General features: G+C 40.9%; 16 protein-coding genes. 6 read left to right on the top strand and 10 right to left on the bottom strand.

Going from position 1 to position 18,835, the window contains the following annotated elements:
• The first annotated feature begins 72 nt into the window (after nucleotides 1-72).
• The 5 genes from ABJE44_RS18730 to ABJE44_RS18750 all read left to right on the top strand — a co-directional run bounded on the left by ABJE44_RS18730 (nucleotide 73) and on the right by ABJE44_RS18750 (nucleotide 4,243).
• The gene (locus tag ABJE44_RS18730; protein ID WP_348112008.1) at nucleotides 73-747 is read left to right on the top strand and encodes a hypothetical protein; all 675 of its coding nucleotides are present in this window, start codon (nucleotides 73-75) and stop codon (nucleotides 745-747) included.
• A gap of 26 nt (nucleotides 748-773) precedes the next feature.
• Nucleotides 774-1,961, top strand: a complete 1,188-nt coding sequence (locus tag ABJE44_RS18735; protein WP_348112009.1) for a serine hydrolase domain-containing protein — start codon at nucleotides 774-776, stop codon at nucleotides 1,959-1,961.
• Between the two features lie 25 nt (nucleotides 1,962-1,986).
• Nucleotides 1,987-2,538 (top strand): hypothetical protein, encoded by a 552-nt coding sequence (locus ABJE44_RS18740; protein WP_348112010.1) that lies wholly within the window; start codon nucleotides 1,987-1,989, stop codon nucleotides 2,536-2,538.
• A 562-nt stretch (nucleotides 2,539-3,100) separates the two neighbouring features.
• Entirely contained in the window at nucleotides 3,101-3,454 is a 354-nt protein-coding gene (locus tag ABJE44_RS18745) for a hypothetical protein (protein WP_348112011.1), read from the top strand.
• A gap of 255 nt (nucleotides 3,455-3,709) precedes the next feature.
• Nucleotides 3,710-4,243: a DinB family protein gene (locus tag ABJE44_RS18750; protein WP_348112012.1), complete on the top strand. Its 534-nt coding sequence runs from the start codon at nucleotides 3,710-3,712 to the stop codon at nucleotides 4,241-4,243.
• Between the two features lie 49 nt (nucleotides 4,244-4,292).
• Here the strand turns inward: ABJE44_RS18750 and ABJE44_RS18755 are convergent, their stop codons facing one another.
• Entirely contained in the window at nucleotides 4,293-4,784 is a 492-nt protein-coding gene (locus ABJE44_RS18755; RefSeq protein ID WP_348112013.1) for a DUF2938 domain-containing protein, read from the bottom strand.
• Between the two features lie 289 nt (nucleotides 4,785-5,073).
• Here ABJE44_RS18755 and ABJE44_RS18760 point away from each other — a divergent pair, with 289 nt between their 5' ends.
• On the top strand, nucleotides 5,074-6,114 hold the full coding sequence (locus tag ABJE44_RS18760; RefSeq protein WP_348112021.1) for a polysaccharide lyase family 7 protein: 1,041 nt from the start codon (nucleotides 5,074-5,076) through the stop codon (nucleotides 6,112-6,114).
• Between the two features lie 141 nt (nucleotides 6,115-6,255).
• On the opposite strand, the gene ABJE44_RS18765 is transcribed toward ABJE44_RS18760, so the two are convergent.
• The 9 genes from ABJE44_RS18765 to ABJE44_RS18805 form a co-directional block, all read right to left on the bottom strand.
• Entirely contained in the window at nucleotides 6,256-8,595 is a 2,340-nt protein-coding gene (locus ABJE44_RS18765; protein WP_348112014.1) for a tetratricopeptide repeat-containing diguanylate cyclase, read from the bottom strand.
• 244 nt (nucleotides 8,596-8,839) lie between these two features.
• A complete protein-coding gene (locus ABJE44_RS18770; RefSeq protein WP_348112015.1) occupies nucleotides 8,840-9,652 on the bottom strand; it encodes an electron transfer flavoprotein subunit beta in 813 nt (270 codons plus the stop codon).
• Nucleotides 9,645-10,886 carry an electron transfer flavoprotein subunit alpha/FixB family protein gene (locus ABJE44_RS18775; protein ID WP_348112016.1) on the bottom strand — a complete coding sequence of 414 codons (1,242 nt, stop codon included), beginning with the start codon at nucleotides 10,884-10,886 and terminating at the stop codon, nucleotides 9,645-9,647. Before ABJE44_RS18775 ends, ABJE44_RS18770 begins: the two co-directional genes overlap by 8 nt.
• Nucleotides 10,883-12,838 carry a (Fe-S)-binding protein gene (locus ABJE44_RS18780; RefSeq protein ID WP_348112017.1) on the bottom strand — a complete coding sequence of 652 codons (1,956 nt, stop codon included), beginning with the start codon at nucleotides 12,836-12,838 and terminating at the stop codon, nucleotides 10,883-10,885. The genes ABJE44_RS18775 and ABJE44_RS18780 overlap by 4 nt, the downstream gene beginning before the upstream one ends.
• Nucleotides 12,839-12,877: 39 nt before the next feature.
• Entirely contained in the window at nucleotides 12,878-14,938 is a 2,061-nt protein-coding gene (gene dgcA / locus ABJE44_RS18785; RefSeq protein WP_348112018.1) for a dimethylglycine demethylation protein DgcA, read from the bottom strand.
• 58 nt (nucleotides 14,939-14,996) lie between these two features.
• On the bottom strand, nucleotides 14,997-15,527 hold the full coding sequence (locus ABJE44_RS18790; RefSeq protein WP_348112019.1) for a DUF5943 domain-containing protein: 531 nt from the start codon (nucleotides 15,525-15,527) through the stop codon (nucleotides 14,997-14,999).
• A gap of 3 nt (nucleotides 15,528-15,530) precedes the next feature.
• A complete protein-coding gene (locus ABJE44_RS18795; RefSeq protein WP_348112020.1) occupies nucleotides 15,531-16,511 on the bottom strand; it encodes a dipeptidase in 981 nt (326 codons plus the stop codon).
• A 325-nt stretch (nucleotides 16,512-16,836) separates the two neighbouring features.
• Nucleotides 16,837-17,910: a GlxA family transcriptional regulator gene (locus ABJE44_RS18800; protein WP_133471885.1), complete on the bottom strand. Its 1,074-nt coding sequence runs from the start codon at nucleotides 17,908-17,910 to the stop codon at nucleotides 16,837-16,839.
• Between the two features lie 346 nt (nucleotides 17,911-18,256).
• Nucleotides 18,257-18,643 (bottom strand): tautomerase family protein, encoded by a 387-nt coding sequence (locus ABJE44_RS18805; protein ID WP_133471884.1) that lies wholly within the window; start codon nucleotides 18,641-18,643, stop codon nucleotides 18,257-18,259.
• Nucleotides 18,644-18,835 lie beyond the last annotated feature (192 nt).

Consider the following 18,835-nt stretch of genomic DNA (forward strand, 5'->3'; position numbering starts at 1 on the left):
TTCCGACCTCAACTCGCTGCGCTCATTTCGTCGGCATATTGGGGCGTTAGGCTTTTCTAAAGGTTCGAGTTTATGAATAGTATCCAGACTAAATTAGATCGCCCTATTATTTTTAGGACAGTAGATAAAACAGTCTACGATTCCACTTTGACAAGTGGTTCTTTATGGTTACGTTCAAGTCATTATTATCGAAATATCGAAGATCAAACAAGAGCTGATAAATCAGAGGGTATTAACGGGACACAATGTAGTTTCGCTCTACATTTTATGCCACCATCTGCTCAAGCTTTATCATTAGAAGGTAACGGAACTATTGGTACTGAAATTATTCCTCATTACATAGTCTCAATGCACGGCACGAGTATCGCTGATAAAGTCAGGCTAGAATTTGGCGGGTTTACTATGGGTGTCAGGTGTCTCGCCGACCTAAGTGCGGAAATTCTTTTTCAAGTTTCACAGCAATTACCTGTGACCTCATATAGATTCGGGCAAGTAGCTTATCAACGTACCGCGCTTTCTATGTCACATAATCTAAATAGCGCTGCACTTAAACTCGACGGTAACCCATCGATAGCAGTTAAATCGATAAATACAGATGTTCTACGTAAAGATCCAGTTGAACCATTCATACTTCAAGATGAATGGAGAATCGCTATTTTTACACAAGGTTATTTAAATAACGATGCCAATGAGCCTCTAAAAATCAACGTCGACACTAAACATTTTTACGAGTACATAAAAGCCTAACAGGGCGTTAGCTTTTAAGGAAAAATATGCTGAATTTCAATATTTGTTTTAAGTATCTAACTTTGTTTGTATTAGCTTTGTGTAGTTTTGGCTCATTAGCGCAAAAAAATCTTGAATCTGAAACTATCCAAGACATGGAGTCTCTGAGATCTCAATATCAATTACCTTCTTTCTCGGTTGCCATAGGGCAAGATAAAAATGTTGTTTTTGCAAAAGCTATCGGGTTTTCGGACTTTGGTACTAAGACAAAAGCAAATCAAAAAACTCAATATTCGGTGGGGAGTTTAGCTAAGCCTATGACAGGGATTGCTTTGGCAAAATTGGTTGATGCTGGTTCAATCGATTTAAAGTCTAATGTAAGCGAGTATGTGAATAAGCCAAATTACACAAACTCATTTACGGTTGAAGAGTTGGCCGCTCATATTTCGGGCATTCCACACGATACCCCAGAGCGCGACCTTGCTGAGTTTGTAAACGTTAAAGATCATACCACCCCATTTGACGCCTTTTATGTTTTTGATACTCATCCGTTATTGTTTAGCCCTGGGACCGAATACAAATACTCGTCAAACGGATACATTTTACTTTCAGCTGTGGTCGAAAGCGCTGCAAAAAAAAACTATGTTGATTTTCTAAAAACTTCAATATGGGAAAAACTTGGGATGGTACAAACAGAGTTGGATACTTCATTTGCTGGAGCAGAAAATGAAGCTGCATATTACGCTGATATTAAAAAGGACGAAGGTTATGTAGAATCATTGACCAAAAGAGATAGAAGCTTTTTGTTTGGTGGAGGAGGATTCATTTCAACGCCAACTGACTTAGTAAAGATGTCTCAAGCAGTTTATGATGAAAAGTATTTATCTCCATATGCAAAGCATTTGCTTTACACACCTGTAAAATTAAGAAGTGGGGAAGTTAACTCTGAAAAGTATTCACTTGGTTGGCGTGTCGGCAAGGTCAAATTATCAGATAAAGGTGAAACATGGACTGCATTACATCATGGTGGCGTTACGGACAAAGCATCTACTGCTTATTTGCTGGTAATTCCTGAATGTAAGGCATCGATAGCATTTGCAACAAACTATATCCCCGAAAAGTTTTGGCATATGCGAGGAAAAATGGCAGAAATTCTAAAAAAATATATCAATGAAAGCGAATGTACAAAAGCTAACAAACTAATTCAGCCGACCGCTAAAGCGTCGGCTGATTAGGGCGTTAGATGGCACGAAAATTTAAATGACAACTTTAATTGTTACGGATATCTTTGGTAAAACACCCGCTCTTGAAGAGTTGGCAAATATCATCTGTAAGAACCATCTCATCGTTGACCCGTATGACGGTCAAAATAAGATGTTTCATACTGAAAACGATGCATATGAGTATTTCTCCTCTAATATTGGCTTAGAAAATTACAGCAAGCATTTGATTAAGTCGTTAACCAAATTGGATTCTTCTGTAGACCTCGTAGGATTTAGTATTGGAGCTGCTGCAATTTGGAATCTCTCAGAAAGTTTCGGGCCTTCACATATAAACAAAGCCATATGCTTTTACGGGTCTCAAATAAGAAATAACCGAAAAGTTGTTCCATTATTTCCGGTTACTCTTGTTTTCCCAAAAACAGAAAAACACTTTTCGGTATCAAAATTAATCTCAGAATTGCGCACCACAGAAAGAACAAAAATTAGACAGGTGCCTTATTTTCATGGTTTTATGAATAAGTGCTCAACGAACTTCGACTTGCAAGGGTACGAAAGTGAGCTTCGAACACTTGTGGCTAGTGCCATCTAACTTACAAAGACAGCCATGATGAGTATATTTCTGTGGCGGTTGACGCCCATGAACGTTGGACAGTTCCTACTGCAACTCAAGATGAGTTTGCACCCTTTTAGCATGATAAGAGCGAGCGCCAGACAGAGTCTAAACTACGAAAAAAAGCTAGCTAAGCACGGAATGCTATCAGCTAGCTTATCTTTTACTTCTGCCAATATTCAGAGGCACGTAGCTTAACTATCTTTAAACCCCTACACAGTATTGTTGCAGTATAAAATCAGTAGTTATCTATCGTACTCTCTGGGTTTTTATCAATTAAACGGTATTAAATTACTGTTTTGGTTGGTTTGGCATTATGCCTATGCTGAGTAACGTTAGATAGCGAAGCCTCAAATACGATTTCATATATGACTTAGATACTAATAAATGAGCTTATTTGAAGTTATTGATTTATATACCTATGTTCTTAGTGAGATTAAGTGTTCTTGTTTTTCTCATAGTATTGTTAGGGTAATTATGACTGTTAACGTACAGATCACAGTAATTACTTAAAAAATCATCATAACAATGAAGAAAATAGATGAGTGAATTAGCAACAGAAAATAGCCCTACGACTAAAGGCAATGCCAAAATAGTTTATATACTTTATTTGGTAGGTTTGTTGTTTGGTATTACGGGTATAGTAGGCGTCGTCATGGCTTACATTAATAAAGATGAAGCCCCTGAGTGGTTACAAACACATTATCAATTCCAAATTAGAACGTTTTGGATTGGTGCGCTCTACATGTTTTTAGGTTCAATTTTGTCAATAATATTGATCGGCTGGTTCATAATACTATTTTGGGTTGTTTGGTTAATAATTCGCTCAGTTAAAGGCTTAAAAGCCCTTGAATTAGAAAAGGCTATTGATAACCCAACTAGTTGGTTTTTTTAGAAATCAAAATAAGGTAGGAAGAGGAATCTAACTACCTTTTAATATCCAAGTTTTTGATGACAGCAAAAGGTTACTTACTTTTTCTGTTTGTTATTTACCCACCTTAATTTCCCCTATACACAAACTTGTATAATGACTAAGGCAACTAAGTAGTCGTTGCAATCATTTATCTACCTGGCTAAATTGGTTGAGCTAAAAATACGCTAAGCGTCAATGTTTGAGTGCAATTAAAATTATTAAACTTAAAGGTCGATTATGTCACTGAAATCAAACTTTGAATTGATGGCGGATTACAATCAGTGGATGAATAAAAGTATTTATGATGCTGCGGCTAAGTTGAGTGCCGAACAGCTATCGGGCAACATAGAGTCTTTCTTCGGCTCAATTATAGGCACCTTAAACCACATTCTTGTGGGCGACATAATTTGGTTGAAACGCATTGCAGATCATCCATCTCAGTTGCAGTCTCTTAATTACGTTCGTAGCCTTGCAGCACCCCAAGCTTTGAATCAAATATTGTACACTGACCTAGATAGCCTTTTGGCCGCCCGCACAAAAATGGACGGTGCAATCTTATCTTTTACACAAGAGTTGAGTAATGAGGTACTGGCATCAACTCTGTATTACAACAGTACTAAAGGCGATCCCTATGCCAAAAATATGGGGCACATAATACAGCACTTCTTCAATCACCAAACTCACCACAGAGGTCAAGCTTCAGCTCTTTTATATCAAGCAGGTATAGATGTGGGAGTAACCGATTTACTGGCAGGCATTCCAGACGAGTAGAAGGCGTATAACTCACCACCCTCTATTTGCAACAAGTTTACTTCATTGTTTAGATTGTAAATCCAAGATTTATAGCCAAGCCTGATACATATAAACCTAAACCAAATACTCCGTGATTTATTAAACTATGAACCCTAGCTGAGTTGGGATTAGGTGTACGTGACGCTGCAATGCCAGCTCCCATGCCTGGTTGCATGATGAAAAAAGGGGCAACAACTGTGACTATACCCACTAACACCGCTTGGCCTATAGCTGGATTATTGATCCATGTTTCTCCATAAATCATGATTAACATTGCCCCATACGCTATACCAATTAAGTAGTGGGCCACCCAACCAATAAAGGCTTCTGCGCGAACAGGGGCTGAGGTAGCTATTGATTCATGGTAAAACTGGCCGTGTGACATATGAGCTATCCAGCGGCCTACTATGCTCCAATTGGTGATAGGTAGGCCAAGCAGTTGTTTCCTTAGTAACGACCATAAGTCCATCAGTGCCGTTGCTCCAATCCCTATTAAAATAGTAAAAATTACATTGTTCATATGCTTATCTGTTATAGATTCTGGTTTCAAGTTGGGAGGAGTGTACAAGTTAAAGTCAACTTGAGGTCAAGCTTGTTATTCCTAATATTTCTTTTGATTTAATGGTGATTAGAGCTAAATGGGTTTATTTGTTAACATAGTGTTTCAGGCAATAGACTGAGAAATCTATTTATCTTAAGGACAAGGTACTGATTAAATATTTAACGTTTTTATACCCTACGAATAATGAGATTTTATGAACGCTTTTTCTAAGTACTTAAATTATAAAAAAATGCTAGTAACACTAGTGATGGTTATAGGTGTGACTGAAACCGCACTTGCAGATGTGCCAGCCGATAAATTTGACTTGAGTGAGTGGAATATCACACTACCGACAGATGAAAATAATGATGGCAAGCCAGATTCTGTATCTGTTAAAAAGATCCAAGACTTTGTGCACCCAGACTTTTTCTATTTAGATGATGAAGGTGGTATGGTGTTTACTACACCAAATAAGGCTACAACTACTAAAAACACGACTAATACACGTAGTGAATTACGTCACATGTTACGTGGCAAATCTACCCGCCACAAAACTCATTCTCCTAAAAATAACTTTACGGTTGCGAGCAATCCGATAGCTAAAAAGTTTAAAAGAATTGGCGGGAAGCTAGCTGCGACTCTGAAAGTGAACCATGTTTCTGTAAGGGCAAAATACCCAGAAAAAGCTCCTGCGTTTTCGGTTGTTGTGGGTCAAATTCATGCCACTAAGTGGGACAAGCCCGTCAAAGGATTTGGCTGGGGTAATGAGCCTCTAAAAATTTATTTTAAGAAACGTCCAGGTCATGAAAAAGGTTCTGTTTTTTGGACTTATGAAAGAAACCTTCCTAAAGATGATCCTAATCGTATAGATATCGCATACCCTGTTTGGGGCAATACTTGGTTAAATTCTGACGATCCAGGTGAGCAAGGGATATCTTTAGGTGAAGAGTTTAGTTATGTGGTGAATGTTCATAAAGATATCATGTATTTAACCTTTGAAGCCGAAGGACATGACACAGTCGAATATGCCATTAACCTAGCGAATGCTGTGAACGCTTACGGTGAATTAGATAAATTAGACCACCCTTATGGATACACCTTAGATTTCAATTACTTCAAGGCTGGTGCCTATAACCAGTGTAGTGCTAAAGATGATCCTGGGTTTTGGTATCCAGCATGCCCAGGAACAGGTATCTGGGAAGAAGACAAAGCTAACGGTGACTATTCAAGTGTGACTTTTTCAAAACTGGTTGTGACTGAAAGCGAGCCACCAAGAGAAGGCCATGGGGTAACTTCAGCTTCTGAATAAATTTTCGGTTATCTATAAATAATAAAACGGGCTTTAATCGCCCGTTTTTTTGTGAAAAAAGCAAAAGTGGATTATCAGGTTTTAACTTGAATTATTAGCTTTGCTTATTCAGCTAATTTAACAATTAGCTTTAGACTATCTTTAAGCTCGATCATTTGACCATACAACAACTTTGTTTCGCCCTTTTTCTTTAGCTTTATATAGAGCTTTATCGGCTTGAGATATTAATTCGGTAGGTAAAACATGGTTATCTCCCGCTAACGCAACGCCAAAGCTGCAGGTAATGGTAAGGGGCAGACCATTGACAGGTTTAATGAACTCTGCGGCTTCTGTTTTAAAACGTATATTTTCGGCAATACGTTCAACACGGCTTTGCTCTAGATCAGTCAGTACAATGCAGAACTCTTCGCCCCCAAAGCGAGCAACAATATCATTGTCACGGACACAAGACTTAATAATGCCTACAAAAGCACGAAGTACTTCGTCACCAGCGTCGTGACCAAAAGTGTCATTAACACTCTTGAAATGGTCAATATCTGCCAAAATCACAGAATTTTTATCAGTTTTAAAGTCCTGTTCGATTATATTGAATAGTCCTCTGCGGTTTAAGCTGTCAGTTAGCGGGTCATGGGTGGCTTGATAATCTAATACTTTATTGTGTTTCCTAGATAGCCCAAGTGTTCGATAGAAATATATTGCAGCACAAACACATAAAAATAATAGTATCGCTAATAGTAAAGTTGCGTAACGATTCTTTGAAAGTTCTAACTCCGCGATCATATTTTTTTGTTGGGAAATTTTGATTTTGTTGCTGTTTTTCTCTAACGCAAGTTTGTCATAGCTAGATTGCTCTCTTAAAGAAATTAATTCAGTTTCCATTATATGGGAGTCAAGTTTAGCTTTTTCTACGACCAGTCGTCGTTGTTCTCGACTTTGATATATCTGTTCCGTTGTTGCAGTTAATTGCTTTGAATAATCCAAAGCTTTTTTATAGTTTTCAGCGTGCTGCTCAAGTTTAATCAAACCTCTATAGGCTGCAGCTTTCTCGGGTAACAGTGATGCATCTTCAGATATGCCTAGGGCTTCAAGAAAAAGTGGTTTTGCTTTCAATTCATCTGTTTCGATATATAGTTCGCCCAATTTATTTAAGGCTTTGACATGATCTACTTGGCTACTTGTTTCTGTGGCTAAAGATAGAGCTTCTTGATAAAAGGTAAGTGCTTTGGAGGGGTTTCTTTTTTGATAATAAACTTCTCCAATAATACGTGCAGTAATGCTTTGTTTACTTGGGTTATTATTCTCTTTGTAAACTTTATAGGCTTTGCTTGCCATATTTAACGCCACGTCATAGTGCTTTAACTCTAATTCAATAAAGGCGATTTCTCTGTACGAGGTGGCGAGAGTTTTTAAAGGTACTTGGTCTTGAGGTAGCGTTAACGATACTTTATAAAATTCGTAAGCTTGTTGATGCTTTTCTAATCTAGTGTACAAGAACCCAATTTGGTTAGAGTTATCCGCTACTTTTCCTAGTTTACCTAGTTTTTTGTATATTGTCTGCGCGTTAATCAGATGCTCAATGGCAGTTTCATAGCGATTGAGATTACGGTACGTCAAGCCTATAACGGTTAATAGCTCCGCATGTTCGCTAGGCTCATCAATTTCCTTATGTAAAGCAATTCCGCGCATTGCGTAATCGAGAGCTTCTAGATAATTTTGTTTCTTAAACTCAGCACTTGTCACATTTTTTAGCGCTCGCGCCACCATTTTTGTATTTCCTAGAGACTGATGTATCTCTAATGCAAGCTTGTGAAAATCCGCTGTGTTCTCATGTTTTTGAAGTCTTTTATTAACTTGCCCTAATTGATGAAATACCGCCGCTTTTAGCGTTTTGCTATCAACATCTTGGGCGTCTAAATAATCCAATGAATCTAAAAATTTATCTTCTGCTTTAAAGTAAGCTTGATTGTCATAAAATGCTTGCCCTTTTTTAAGTAACGTTTTGGCAATCAATAAATTGTTACCGTGTATCAAAGCTACTGATAGAGCTTCGTCTATGACTTTGTGCCCAGTGTTAAAGTCTTTCTCTTTAAAAAACAAATCAGCATATTCTATTAAATCTGAAATTTGATTCTTTTTTTTGTCTAATTCGTCATAGATTTTAATGGCTTGGTAAAAATGATGTTTGGCTTCTGTGGGTTCATTTAACTGCTTGCTAAACAACCTTGCTAACAATGAATGGGATTGTGCAATTATCGAGTTATTATTATTGTTTCTGGCTAGTTCAAGTGCCTCATAAGCTAACTTAAGACTTGTATTTGGGTGTGTAAAACGAAGCGCTTTAGCATCTTTTAGACGCAGTTTTTCAGAAACCTTGTCCGTCTGTAACTGGAGTGTTGTGCCACTGACTTGGGCCTGAGCATCAAATATAATTAGGCTCAGTAAAATCAATAAACTGATAACTAATAGTTGAGGCTTAGGCATGGTTACACAAAAATGCATGTATTCACGTACTTCCAAACAATTGTAAAAGGTTCAGCAGTTTAGCTTAATTATAAGCCAATAAAGGTATGAGATAGTAAATAAATGTATTAACGGTTAGTAGATGGGGGATTTTAGGCACTAGTACCTTATTATTTCTTCGTGGTAATTTAGCTTTAGATAGATGAGTATTTTGTAAATAGCTAAGATATATACTGCCTAGCTGAATTTAGGTGCCATTAATTAACTACAGGATTTTTTCATCTTTTAGTAGCTTCAAAATGGCTTCTGCTGATTCTTTATTATCGTAAATCACTTTACCCGAACCACCTTGTACCTTGGCTGTCGCAGCTTTAAAACGGTCGGCTGCGGTTTTTGCCTTTACAATTTTGAGTCTTTTAGGTCTAGCTTGGGCTGGGCTTATTTGCCACTGTTCTTGGTCAGCATCATGCATTGTCTGTGTAACTGGATCTATTTTTAAATGCCCTCGCATGGCGCTACCGTAAGCGCTCTGCCTTGGGGCTGCAGCAGCCATATCTACCGAGGCAATAAAGGGTAAGTTCACTTTTACTTTACGCCTTTGCCCTCTTGGCAGGGCTTGTAATACTTCAGCGAAACCTGCTGTTTTGTCGATGCTTAAAATATTTGAGATTGCTGGCACCATAGCCATCTTCAGCTGTTCACTTAAAAGGTAAGGTAACATGCCTGATGATTCGCCGTTTTCTGCTCGCATTCCAGTTAGCACCACATCAGGGCAATCTTGCTTTAGCTTTTCCAATAAGGGTAAGGTTACATCTGTTTTAGGCGGAACATCTAATACTTCTACTTGGTCTATTCCCATGCCCATGTATTCTTTTAAAACCGCTGTAGCTGCTGAGTCACTCGTTGTACCTGCATATACAATTTGCAGGTTTTCTGGCGCGAGCATCAGCCCCAACTCTAAGGCTCTCGCGTCTTGTTCTGCTCTACAGGGCCTTGCGGATAATGGGTGTTCACCTACAGATACAAGAACAGATATTTTTATATTCTTAGAGGCGTTTTTAGAGTTATCTTTATGCATATTTGGCCTCTGTTTTTTCTTGTTCTGTCAGACCTTTGTTATCTTGTATTAGATTGAGTAGCTCATCTAAAATTTCGCTGCTATCTCCGATGGCGCTTAGGTCTGCACGCTTCACCATGTCGCAGCTGTCATCACTATTGATTGCCACAACTTTGTCACACTGGGCAATACCTTGCATGTGTTGAATAGCGCCTGAAATACCTACAGCAATATACACTTTTGCTGTTACCCAAGTGCCCGTTGCGCCTACTTGCCTCTCTCTTGGCATAAAACCATCGTCTACTGCTACACGGCTAGCCCCTTCTGTGGCACCTAAAGCTTTGGCAGCTAAATGGAATTTAGGCCAGTCGACAATGCCATTCCCCCCAGAAAGTATAAAGCCAGCTTCGGCTAAGTTAATCTCGTTAGGGTCTACGCTGATATTCCCTAAATCTTGAATTTTAAGCTGACATTGAGCATTTATATCCACCGACAATGGCATATTCTGGTGTCGAGTATCGCTGACTGGTTCGCTGCATTCTTCCATCACTAGTAGCAATTTAGAGAGTGGGCGGGTGATGTCGGTTTTACCTGCACCGCCACGACATATTAAGTGGTCGCCTGTGACTTTCCAAACGCTACATGCGGGGCGAATATGCATTGTTGCAGCTAAACGTCTGCCTAGATCTGCTCCACCATTTATGCTGTCTGGTAATAGAATGTGTTTCGGGCGAAGTACGGTAACCAGTTCGCATAAATCAGCACAACGTTGTTCTGGGTTATAACTTTTGTAACGCTTATCATCAAAGTGGATAAGGCTATCTATACCAGCGGTTGCTAGGTTTTCTTCGGTAATATCATCAAAAAACACCGCGACTACCGCGCCTTTTTCATCGCCCTTGTTAGCTAAGGTATGAGCTAACCCTAGGGTATCTCTATCATGGCTAGATAAACGGCCTCCAACAGCATCGACTGCCACCAAAATGGTAAAGTCTGGATTATCTACTTGGTGTAAAGGTAGCTCCACCTCTACTTGTTTCGCTGCTCTGCGCCCTTGTTGATTTGCGTGGCTAGCGCCAGTACGGTCGATGCGTTTAATGCCATTAGGGCCAATAAAACCGATTTTGTGTGGGTTTTTACGTAGTAATCCAGTTGGCCCCCTTAAAATCAAAGGTTCTTGGGGTACATGTTGTGGGTGTAACCTATTACGAGCAATCCATTCTGCCCTTGGATCACGGCGAAAAATATCACTCATAGGTGTGCCTCACCTAGGCTGTTTTCCACAGGCGAATCTTGAACAGACAAGGCGTCTAGCATCAGCTCGGCAATATCTTTTACTTCTGGACGGGGTTCAACTACCCCTTCAAGCATTAGGCTGCATTGCGGACAGCCAACGGCAATGATTTCTGCGTTAGTAGATTTAGCATCGTCCATACGCATATCGGGTATACGTTGAGTACCGGGAATATCCGTAACGGGCGCGCCCCCGCCTCCGCCACAACATCTGGCTTTGGTTTTGCTGCGCTCCATTTCTTTTATTTGAATGCCCATGGCTTGCAACAGATAACGGGGGGCATCGTACTCACCGTTATAACGCCCTAAGTAACATGGATCGTGATAAGTAAGTGAGAGCTCTTTTTTATTATCTAGTTTGATTCTGTTAGTTTTAACTAAGTCCGCAAAAAAGCCAGTGTGGTGATACACGTCATATTGCCCGCCAAAGTCTTGATATTCATTTTTAAGACAATGAAAGGCATGGGGGTCAGCGGTGACTATGTGCTTAAAATCATACTGTTTCATGGTAGCAATGTTGGTTTTAGCTAACCGCTGGAAAGTCGCTTCATCGCCTAATCTACGGGCAGAATCACCACTATCGCATTCTTTGTCACCCAGCACTGCAAAGTCTACATTGGCAGCCCTTAACAAACTCACCATAGCTCGCAGCGTTCGCTGGTTGCGCATATCAAACGCCGCATCGCCAATCCAAAGCAGTACGTCAGCTTGTTGAACTTGTTCACCAAACACGGCAAGGTTTTGGTCAGCAGCCCAGTTCATTCTGCTGTCTGGCGCATAGCCATTTGGATTATCCGTAGTTTTTAGATTTTCTAAAACTTCAGCGCCTTTGCCGGGAGTTTGGCCCTTTTCTAAGGTTTCGAAGCGCCGCATATCCACTATGGCATCAACGTGCTCTATCATCATGGGACATTCTTGAACGCAGGCCCGGCAAGTGGTGCAAGACCATACAGTTTTAGCGGGTACCAGCACATCAATAATGGGAATGATTTCGCCGCCTTTGTAGGTGCTTGCTGGTTGTGTGCCCACATCAACGCCTGGGTATGGGCTACCAGCAAACTTAGCATCGCTACCGCCAGCCATGCCAACAACCATATCTTGAATTAACTTTTTAGGATTTAGAGGTTGCCCAGCAGCAAAGGCGGGACAGGCTTTTTCACAGCGCCCGCACTCTACGCAGGCGTCAAAACTAAGGAGTTGGTTCCACTTAAAATCATCGGCTTTCTCTACCCCTAATTTATCTTTTTGTAGGTTTAGGCTTATTAATCCTGTTGAACGGCCACCACCAAAACGTTCTTGGCGTCTGTGTAGTCCTAAATGCAAGGCACCAGCGAAGGCGTGTTTCATTGGACCGCCCCACGTCATGCCTAAAAACATCTCGCCGACACCCCACGCTATGCCAAGGAGTAGCATGATGGCTAACATCCAGCCGCCCGTATCTGCAGGTAGTTTACCTGTGGCAGGTAAGGTTAAAACAAAAAAGCTTGAGGAAAATATCAATAAACTAAAAGGTAAGCGAGACCAAGGGCCATGGGATAAATTAGGGGGTGGGTTGCGACGCCTAAGTAGCACAAACACCGCGCCCACAAACATTAAAGCACTCGAGGTAAGCAAGGCATAATTTAGAATGCTGCCGCTGATCCCTAACAGATAAATTAATACTACAGATATGATTGTGAGGACAAATCCGCCAGCAGTTGCCACATGGGTATTAGAGATATATTTGTCGCTAGACACCACATGATGCAAGTCAACTAAGTAGCGCCTTGGGATGGTTAACAAACCAGCCCAATGAATCGTTGATACCTGGCCTTGACGCCATAGCCTTACGCGGCGCACGGCACCGATAATAGCCAGCACCACAGACACCAAAATTAATATGGATATCAAATTTGGTAAAAAATCAGCAACCATAATGATGCCTCCTACCCCACAACATGGCGGTCATATTCGCTAAAAGTCTTTACACAAACGTAACGCATCGTAAATCGCCGCGTGGGTATTACGCTGCGCCACACAATCGCCAATTCTATATAACAAATATCCATCAGAGGGCTCATCTAACAAAGGCTGAGGCTTAGCGTCATAAAGAGTTTCAATATCTATTTGCCCTTTGTTACGAGAGTCTTGTTTTAGTTGAAAATACAAAAGCTCGTCGGGGCGCGTACCGTTTTCAACTACGATTTGATCTACCACGCGTTCTTCTTGTTGGGCGGTATATTCGTTTTCTAACACGGCGACTAGCTTGTCGTCTTCGCGGTAGACTTTTTCGAGTAACAAATCAGAAGTCATAATGACTTCACGCTCATACAAACTGCGGTAGTAAGTAGGGAAGGTTGTACCACCCACTGCAGCACCAGGCTTGATATCATCGGTAACCACTTCAACCTGTGAGCCGTTATGGGCCAAAAAGTCTGCTACCGACAAACCGCTGAATTCGCAAATAGTGTCGTATACCAGTACATTTTTACCTGGGGCCACATCACCGTTCAAAATATCCCAAGCGCTAACCACTAAACCTTCATCTGCGCCCCAATGTGGGTTTTGATCAATAAAAGGCCTAGCACCCGTAGCAAGTATGATTACGTCTGCGTTACATGCGCGAATGCTAGCTTCATCTGCGGCAGTGTTTAGTTGAATATCTACCCCTAAACGGGCTAGCTCTAAAGCAAACCACCGGGTGATACCAGCAATTTGATCTCGCTGTGGCGCTTTAGCGGCAATGGTAATTTGCCCGCCTAGTTCAGCGTTTTTTTCAATTAGGGTAACCTTGTGGCCACGCTCGGCAGAGACTCGGGCGGCTTCCATACCTGCTGGGCCACCGCCAATGATTACAACTTTGCGGATCACCCCTGTGGTTTTCTCAATAATATGCGGCATGGTTGACTCGCGAGACGTAGCTGCGTTTTGAATACATAACACATCTAAGCCTTGATACTGGCGATCTATGCAGTAGTTAGCGCCCACACACTGTTTAATCTGGTCTACTTGATTAAGCTTAATTTTTGCGATTAGGTGCGGGTCGGCAATATGGGCTCGGGTCATGCCTACAAAATCCACATAGCCAGCTTCTAATATGCGCTGAGCTTGGTTTGGATCTTTAATGTTTTGTGCATGAATAACCGGTACGTCTACTACTTCTTTTATGCCCGCTGCTAAATGCAAAAATGGCTCTGGTGGGTAGCTCATGTTAGGAATTACGTTCGCTAAAGTATTGTGAGTATCACAACCAGACCCTACTACACCAAAAAAATCTACCAGCCCAGTTTTGTTGTAATAGGCGGCGATTTCTTTCATGTCATCATGATTTAAGCCATCAGCGTGAAACTCATCACCAGTGATGCGCATGCCTACAGCAAAGTCACGGCCTACTTCAGCCCGTACTGCCTTGAGTACTTCTAAACCAAAACGCATGCGGTTTTCGAAGCTTCCACCCCATTCATCGGTACGTCTGTTAACCCTTGGGCTCCAGAATTGGTCGATTAAGTGTTGATGCACAGCCGACAGTTCGACACCGTCTAGGCCTCCGGCTTTAGCGCGACCCGCAGCTTTTGCAAAGTCAGCAATGATGCGCTGCATCTCTTCTATTTCAATGGTCTTACAGGTCGCTCTGTGAACCGGTTCACGTATACCACTTGGGCTGACTAAGGTGCTCCAGTTGCCACCATCCCAACGAGAACGACGTCCCATATGGGTAATTTGGATCATTATTTTGCCGCCATGCTTATGCACAGCGTCTGCTAAATTTTGAAAGTGAGGAATAATACGGTCTGTGGATAAGTTGACAGATTTCCACCACCCTTGAGGGCTGTCTATGGACACCACACTTGAACCACCACAAATACACAGGCCAACACCGCCTTTGGCTTTTTCTTCGTAATATTTCACGTATCGCTCTGTGGTCATGCCGCCTTCGGTAGCATAAACTTCTGCGTGTGCCGTACTCACGACTCTGTTGCGTATAGTGAGTTGGTTGATTGCTAATGGCTTAAATAATGCGTCAAACTGCGCCATGGGTGTTCCTCAGAGGATTTATAGTGGTGGTGTTAAATGAATGTCGATAGCCGCCCGCTTAAAGGGGCGACACCTCAAAAATGCCAAACTCGCAACCGTCTTCAGCAGCGCATTGGGTTTGTATAGCTTTGGTTTTTACTGTGTAGCCTAAGCTTGCGGCAATTTGATCCATAGCGCCTGCAAACCAACCGGTAAACATGTAATCTACTTTGCGATTAACCTTGCCGTACTGGTACACAAAAGCGGAGTTTTCTAAACGTACTCGGGCAGTGCCTGCTTCTAAATCTAGTGATTCAGTGATAAAAAATCCCCAGCCACGTTGCGATAGACGTTTCATGTAATGTTCGAATACTGCAACACTTTCAATGCCATGTTCTTCGGCTTCTTTTTCGCACCAGTAAAATGCTGATTTGTAACCCGCTTTATAAAGAATATCTGCGTACTTTTCAGCGCCAATTTCTTCTTCAATACCCATATGATTGTTCACAAAAAAGTGACGTGGCACGTATAGCATAGGTAGGGCGTCTGTGGTCCAGACTCCGGTTTCGTCGTCTACTTGTATTGGCATCTCAGGACTATGATGTGTCATTGCTTATTCTCCCCACACTTCTTTTAATACGTTAACCCAGTTCTCACCCATGACTTTTTTGATTTTTTGCTCTGACCAACCGTGCTTCAACATGGTTTCAGTTAAGTTAGGAAACTCACCTAAAGTACGAATACCTAATGGGTTCACGATTTTCCCGAAGTTAGTCAAATTACGTGCGTAACCTTTATCGTGGGTTAGCATGTCGAAGAAGGCTTTGTCGTGACCTTGGGTAAAGTCAGTGCCTATACCTACGCAGTCTTCACCCGCGATATTGATGACATAGTCTATGGCTTCTACGTAATCATCTACGGTAGAGTCGATACCTTTAGCAAGGAAAGGGGCAAACATAGTCACGCCGATAAAGCCGTTTCTGTCGGCAATAAATTTAAGCTCTTCGTCTGACTTATTACGTGGGTGATCTTTAAGGCCAGAAGGTAAACAATGTGAATAACACACAGGCTTGGTAGAGGCTTCTATCACCTCTATCGAAGTTTGCGGTCCAACATGGCTTAGGTCACACATAATGCCTACACGATTCATTTCGGCCACAATTTCAAGGCCAAAACCTGATAAGCCGCCATCACGTTCGTAACAACCTGTGCCCACTAAGTTTTGAGTGTTGTAAGCCATTTGTACAATACCTACACCTAGCTTTTTAAATATCTCTACATAGCCTATTTGGTCTTCAAAGGCGTTGGCGTTTTGAAACCCTAAAATAATGCCGGTTTTGCCCAATTCTTTTGCTTTAGCAATGTCAGATGTCTTAGTGACAGGCATAATAAGGTCGCTATCACTTTGAAAGTACTCGTTAAATTCAACAATATTATCAATTGTAGATTTGAATCCTTCCCAAACCGATACGGTACAATTGGCTGCTGTTAACCCGCCTTTGTGCATATCTTCAAATAAATCTCTGTTCCATTTAGCGATAACCAAACCGTCAAATATTATCGAATTTTTATGTAACTCTTGAGCACTCTGCATTGGGGACCCCTCAACTAAAATAAGCGAATTCTAGGTTTTGATGACTAATAATTTGATGGTCAGTCTAGCACCGAGAAAATGCGTGATTAGAGCTATTACGACTCGTTATTTGCTAAACGCGTCGCCTTTGAATAAAAATTAAAAATGGTGAATTTATGTGGTTAGCTATAGAAATGATTGAGTTAAGGAGTGATGGCCATGTTTTAATTAAGCTCACTCAAAATGAGATATCTAGGCAATACAAAGTTTGAGGCTAGCAACAATAATGAAGGGGTGAGTGGCTGGTAGGTGATTGCATTTAGGCTAAATGCAATCACCTAGACTGTTATGCGAGCTCTAGCTTTCCGTCTGGTATTTCGTTTACCTTCACCTTTACCGAACCATAAGTTGATTCGTCGCTGGCAGTATCTAAATTCAAGCCGCGGTTGGCTCGTTCTTCTCTGGGGGGGATTTTAAAAGCGTTGCGATAGCACTTGCTAAAATGTGGGGTAGACACAAAACCACAGCAGATAGCCACTTCAATTATCGAAATATTGGTTTGTTTAATTAATTGTTTGGCCCGCATTAGGCGAATTTGCATGTAGTAACGATGAGGGGAGCAATGTAAGTATCGGTGGAATAGTCGCTCTAGTTGGCGCCGCGATAAATTCACAAAACCTGCTAATTCATTCAAGCTCAATGGCTCTTCAATGTTGGCTTCCATCAAGTGCACAATATCTTGTAACTTGGATTGTTTAGCCCCTACTACATGTTGTAACGGGATACGCTGCATTTCAGATTCGTCGCGTATGTTAGCGTGGGAAAACATCTCGCAAATGGCAATTTGTAAGGCTTTACCGTAGGCTTTCCCTATTAAGCACAACATTAAATCCATAGGCGCGGTACCACCAGAACTGCACCAACGGTTATCTTCAATGGTATACAATTGATTAGTGCTTTTAATCTTAGGAAAGTCTTCTTGCCAACTGGCTAACATTTCCCAGTGGATAGTACAGAGCACGCCGTCTAGTAAGCCTGCTTTAGCTAAAGCATAACTCCCCGTACAAAGGCCGCCTAAAATTATTTTCTTTTTAGCTTGAACATTTAACCAGTTAATATCTGCTTTGGTGATAACTTCTTTAACCGCCACACCACCACAAACCATAACTGCATTAAAGTCGCTTTGCTCATCATAACTAGCATCAACATTAACACTTACACCGTCGCTGGCGATGACAGGGTTACCATCTGCGCTCACCATAGCCCAAGTATACAGTTTTTTACCTGACAAGTGATTTGCCATGCGTAACGGCTCAATAGCTGATGTTAGTGCCATCATGGTAAAATTAGGCAGTAATAAAAAGCCTATATGACGATGGGATTTACCTTTCCCATCGTATGCTGGAGTTAACAGCGCCATCGTTATATTCCTCGGACCAGCCAAAATTTATTTATTATTTTTATGCTTATTTTGCCAATCAGATTTAGGTTTTAAGGCCAAAAATCAAGCTAAGAGGCGAACAGTGATTATTGATTTACTTCGGCAAATCGCAGTATAAAAATAACGTCTCTAATGTTGCTAAAAACGACATTTCTTAATTTATAATGACTAATTCATTTATTACACAAAAATTGCCGTAACGCTAGAGCATATCTACTTATGAGGGAAAACTTTGCTGTTGATTTAGGTGAAGAGTGCTGATTGTTTTTGAGATGTCTAACTGATGTAAATTGTTTGCTGTTTTTGGGGCTGTTAAATTGCCTAGCTATACGTTTATTTTGTATTTTAAATCTTGAACTTCATCACCAGTAATACCGCGAAAACCCCAACAATGTTTAGGTTGCTCTTTTATGGTAATTTCTACGTCAACAGGTGAAATATTTAACTTTGATTCAATATTAGAAAATAACGACTTAATTAATTCTTTTTTAGTTTCAACTTGGCGGCCTTCCATCATATTTATTTCAATGACTGTATAATTGTCGGAGCGACCAACTGGATAATAAAAATCAACTTTATCCATAGGAATAAATCTATGAGCTCGCTTATCTTCGGGCATTCCCAATACTGCTTGCATTGAATTATGAATAACATCTGAGAGCCTAGATTTTATTGGGTTTAGATTTTCTTTGATTCCATATACGACGATCATGTTAGGCTTCCTCAAATACTTTTTAAAAATGGGTGTCTGCTTTAGCTGTTGGAATAACATGTTGTGGAAAACCAATCGGGCAAACTCGGGGAAGGCGACTCATTCGATATCCTTATCTCTGAACGAAAAACCTTAGTATAGACAACTACATCTAAATCACTTCAAGACTTATTAATTTAATGTTCATCTGAC

The sequence above is a fragment of the Paraglaciecola sp. genome, assembly GCF_039942875.1.
GTDB lineage: Bacteria > Pseudomonadota > Gammaproteobacteria > Enterobacterales > Alteromonadaceae > Paraglaciecola.

Coding starts and splice junctions, on each gene's coding strand:
- ABJE44_RS18730 (WP_348112008.1), top strand. CDS start 73: ATGAATAGTATCCAGACTAAATTAGATCGCCCTATTATTTTTAGGACA.
- ABJE44_RS18735 (WP_348112009.1), top strand. CDS start 774: ATGCTGAATTTCAATATTTGTTTTAAGTATCTAACTTTGTTTGTATTA.
- ABJE44_RS18740 (WP_348112010.1), top strand. CDS start 1,987: ATGACAACTTTAATTGTTACGGATATCTTTGGTAAAACACCCGCTCTT.
- ABJE44_RS18745 (WP_348112011.1), top strand. CDS start 3,101: ATGAGTGAATTAGCAACAGAAAATAGCCCTACGACTAAAGGCAATGCC.
- ABJE44_RS18750 (WP_348112012.1), top strand. CDS start 3,710: ATGTCACTGAAATCAAACTTTGAATTGATGGCGGATTACAATCAGTGG.
- ABJE44_RS18755 (WP_348112013.1), bottom strand. CDS start 4,784: ATGAACAATGTAATTTTTACTATTTTAATAGGGATTGGAGCAACGGCA.
- ABJE44_RS18760 (WP_348112021.1), top strand. CDS start 5,074: ATGGTTATAGGTGTGACTGAAACCGCACTTGCAGATGTGCCAGCCGAT.
- ABJE44_RS18765 (WP_348112014.1), bottom strand. CDS start 8,595: ATGCCTAAGCCTCAACTATTAGTTATCAGTTTATTGATTTTACTGAGC.
- ABJE44_RS18770 (WP_348112015.1), bottom strand. CDS start 9,652: ATGCATAAAGATAACTCTAAAAACGCCTCTAAGAATATAAAAATATCT.
- ABJE44_RS18775 (WP_348112016.1), bottom strand. CDS start 10,886: ATGAGTGATATTTTTCGCCGTGATCCAAGGGCAGAATGGATTGCTCGT.
- ABJE44_RS18780 (WP_348112017.1), bottom strand. CDS start 12,838: ATGGTTGCTGATTTTTTACCAAATTTGATATCCATATTAATTTTGGTG.
- dgcA (WP_348112018.1), bottom strand. CDS start 14,938: ATGGCGCAGTTTGACGCATTATTTAAGCCATTAGCAATCAACCAACTC.
- ABJE44_RS18790 (WP_348112019.1), bottom strand. CDS start 15,527: ATGACACATCATAGTCCTGAGATGCCAATACAAGTAGACGACGAAACC.
- ABJE44_RS18795 (WP_348112020.1), bottom strand. CDS start 16,511: ATGCAGAGTGCTCAAGAGTTACATAAAAATTCGATAATATTTGACGGT.
- ABJE44_RS18800 (WP_133471885.1), bottom strand. CDS start 17,910: ATGGCGCTGTTAACTCCAGCATACGATGGGAAAGGTAAATCCCATCGT.
- ABJE44_RS18805 (WP_133471884.1), bottom strand. CDS start 18,643: ATGATCGTCGTATATGGAATCAAAGAAAATCTAAACCCAATAAAATCT.